The 3,478-nt window shown below is 67.9% G+C and carries 4 protein-coding genes; all 4 read left to right on the top strand.

Features of this window, described 5'->3' with window-relative positions; genetic code table 11:
- Window positions 1-95: 95 nt before the first annotated feature.
- Window positions 96-851: a 16S rRNA (uracil(1498)-N(3))-methyltransferase gene (locus ACN269_RS35370; RefSeq protein ID WP_421477795.1), complete on the top strand. Its 756-nt coding sequence runs from the start codon at window positions 96-98 to the stop codon at window positions 849-851.
- A 109-nt stretch (window positions 852-960) separates the two neighbouring features.
- A complete protein-coding gene (locus ACN269_RS35365) occupies window positions 961-1,995 on the top strand; it encodes a PhoH family protein (RefSeq protein WP_421477793.1) in 1,035 nt (344 codons plus the stop codon).
- An 11-nt stretch (window positions 1,996-2,006) separates the two neighbouring features.
- Window positions 2,007-2,543 (top strand): rRNA maturation RNase YbeY, encoded by a 537-nt coding sequence (gene ybeY / locus ACN269_RS35360; protein ID WP_421477791.1) that lies wholly within the window; start codon window positions 2,007-2,009, stop codon window positions 2,541-2,543.
- On the top strand, window positions 2,540-3,478 hold a 939-nt coding region (locus ACN269_RS35355), incomplete at its 3' end, for a hemolysin family protein (protein ID WP_421477789.1). The genes ybeY and ACN269_RS35355, both read left to right, overlap by 4 nt.

The raw sequence follows: 3,478 nt of genomic DNA, 5'->3' as shown, positions 1-3,478 counted from the left end.
CACCGCCGAGGTGCGCAGCGCCCAGGCGTCGTCGTCGACCGGCGGACTGTTCAGCCGGTTGCGCGAGACGTTCACCGGCCGCTGATCAGCCGCTGGTGACCGACCCGCTGCGCACCCTGTTCTACGTCGAGGCGCTGCCCGCGGTCGGTGAGCTGGCCGTCGTCGACGGTGACGAGGGCCATCACGCCGCCAACGTCCGGCGCATCCGGCCCGGTGAGCACCTCAACCTCGGTGACGGGTCCGGGACCCTGGCGCACTGCGTGGTCGAGGACGTCGCCAAGGGCCGGCTGTCGGCGCGGGTGCAGGAATGCTGGACCGTGCAGCCTGCACAACCGGTCGTGACGGTGGTGCAGGCGCTGCCGAAATCGGACCGCTCAGAACTGGCGATCGAGCTGGCCACCGAGGCCGGGGCCGATGCATTCGTGGCCTGGCAGGCCGACCGCTGCGTGGCGCGCTGGGAGGCCGCAAAGGTCGACAAGGGTCTGCGGCGGTGGCGGGCGGTGGCGCGCTCGGCGGCCCGGCAGTCGCGGCGGGCGCACCTGCCGCCGGTCACCGGGGTGGTGTGCACGGCCGAACTGGCGCCGGTGATCGCCGACGAGGTCGCCGCCGGCAACGTGGCGCTGGCGCTGCACGAGTCGGCCACCGAACCGATCGGTGCGCAGCCGGTGGCCGATGTCCGGACGGTGACGTTGATCGTCGGGCCCGAGGGCGGCATCAGCGATGCCGAACTGGCGGTGCTGACCGGGGCGGGCGCCCGGCCGGTGCGGTTGGGGCCGACGGTGTTGCGCACCTCGACGGCCGCCGCGGTGGCGCTCGGGGCGCTCGGCGTGCTGACGGCGCGGTGGGGTTGACGGCCGCGGATCGCCTAACCGTTGGGACACGTCGGGCCCCGGCGCTAAACTGAAGTCCACGACACCGCCCTGACCGGCGCAAACACAGAAAGCAGGCAGAAAAACCCACGTGACGCCCCGCGAAGCGAACGCTGACACGGCACCAGTACGTAGCAGCATCGATGTTCCGCCCGACCTCGTCGTGGGTCTATTGGGTTCCGCCGACGAGAACTTGCGCGCCCTGGAAAAGATCCTCGCCGCCGATCTGCACGTCCGCGGCAACGCGCTGACCTTGTCGGGCGAACCCGCCGACGTCGCGCTGGCCGAACGGGTGGTAACCGAGTTGATCGCGATCGTGGCCGGCGGACAACAGCTGTCGCCGGACGCGATCCGGCACAGTGTCGCGATGTTGACCGGTACCGCCGACGAGTCCCCGGCCGAGGTGCTGACGCTGGACATCCTGTCGCGCCGCGGCAAAACCATCCGGCCCAAAACGCTCAACCAGAAGCGCTACGTCGACGCGATCGACGCGCACACCATCGTCTTCGGCATCGGGCCGGCCGGCACCGGTAAGACCTATCTGGCGATGGCCAAGGCCGTCAACGCATTGCAGACCAAGCAGGTCACCCGGATCATCCTCACCCGTCCTGCGGTGGAAGCCGGTGAGCGCCTTGGCTTTCTGCCCGGCACGCTGAGCGAGAAGATCGACCCGTACCTGCGCCCGCTGTATGACGCCTTGCACGACATGATGGATCCTGAGCTGATCCCGAAGCTGATGAGCACCGGGGTCATCGAGGTGGCGCCGCTGGGCTACATGCGTGGACGCACCCTGTCGGATTCGTTCATCATCCTCGACGAGGCACAGAACACCACGGGCGAGCAGATGAAGATGTTTCTCACCAGGCTGGGTTTCAACTCGAAAGTCGTTGTGACGGGCGATATCACCCAGGTGGATCTACCGGGCGGCGCCAACTCCGGGTTGCGCGCTGCCATGCGGATTCTCGACAGTGTGGACGACATCCACTTCGCTGAACTCACCAGCGCCGACGTGGTTCGCCACCGGTTGGTGTCGGAGATCGTCGATGCCTACGAGAAGGCCGAAGGAGGCGACGCCATGACGAACCGTGCCCAGCGCCGCGCCGGCGGCGGTCGGCAGAGGCGGTAGCGGACGAACCGATGAGCATCGAGGTTTCCAACGAATCCGGTGTCGACGTCTCCGAATCCGAGCTGATCAGCGTCGCCCGTTTCGTAATCCAGAAGATGAACGTGCACCCGGGCGCGGAGCTGTCCATGGTGCTGCTGGACAGCGCGGCGATGGCCGACCTGCACGTGCGGTGGATGGACCTGCCCGGCCCCACCGACGTGATGAGCTTTCCGATGGATGAGCTCGAACCGGGCGGTCGGCCCGACTCGCCCGAACCCGGCGGGTCGATGCTGGGTGACATCGTGCTGTGCCCGCAATTCGCCGAGAAACAGGCCGCGGCGGCCGGCCATTCGCTCGGCCACGAGCTTGCGCTGCTCACCGTGCACGGGGTGCTGCACCTGCTCGGCTACGATCACGCCGAGCCCGACGAGGAGAAAGAAATGTTCGCCCTGCAGCGCGAGCTGCTCGAAGAATGGGTGGCCGATCAGGTAGCGGCCTACCACCAGGACCGCCAGACGGAGAAGGACCGAAGACTGCTGGACAAGTCGCGGTACTTCGACGAGCCGTGACGGGGTTGGCGCCGCTGATCGGCGCAATCGTGTTGATCGCTTTCGGTGGGATGTACGCCGCCATCGACGCCGCGTTGTCCACCGTGTCGATGGCCCGGGTCGAGGAGCTGGTCCGCGACGAACGGCCCGGCGCGGTGCGCCTGGCCAGGGTGATGGCCGAACGGCCACGCTATATCAATCTCGTTGTACTGCTGCGCATCGCGTGTGAGGCGTCGGCGACGGTGCTGCTGGTCGCCTACCTGGACGGCCGCCTGGGCGTGGGCTGGGGGATGTTCACCGCGGCCGCGATCATGGTGGTGGTCAGCTTCGTGGCGATCGGGGTGGGGCCGCGCACGGTCGGCCGCCAGAACGCCTACACCATCGCGTTGGTGTCGGCACTTCCGCTGCAGGCGATTTCGGTGCTGTTGACCCCGATCAGCCGACTGCTGGTGTTGCTCGGCAACGCGCTGACACCCGGCCGCGGCTTCCGCAACGGGCCGTTCGCCTCCGAGATCGAGCTGCGTGAGGTCGTCGACCTGGCTCAGCAGCGCGGGGTGGTGGCCGACGACGAACGTCGGATGATCCAGTCGGTCTTCGAACTCGGCGACACCCCGGCCCGCGAGGTGATGGTGCCGCGCACCGAGATGGTGTGGATCGAAAGTGACAAGACCGCCGGACAAGCCACCTCGCTGGCGGTGCGCAGCGGCCATTCCCGGATCCCCGTCATCGGCGAGAACGTCGACGACGTGGTCGGTGTGGTGTACCTCAAGGATCTCGTCCAGCAGACCTACTATTCGACCAACGGCGGACGCGACACCACCGTGGCCGAGCTGATGCGACCCGGTGTGTTCGTTCCCGACTCCAAGCCGCTGGACGCGCTGCTAAGGGAGATGCAGCGCGACCGCAAGCACATGGCGCTGCTGGTCGACGAGTACGGCGCGATCGCCGGGCTGGTC

The sequence above is a fragment of the Micromonospora sp. WMMD736 genome (genome assembly GCF_049179015.1).
Taxonomy (GTDB): domain Bacteria; phylum Actinomycetota; class Actinomycetes; order Mycobacteriales; family Micromonosporaceae; genus Micromonospora.
The sequence above is the reverse complement of the archived record's forward strand: the minus strand, read 5'-3'. Positions and strand labels throughout refer to the sequence as shown.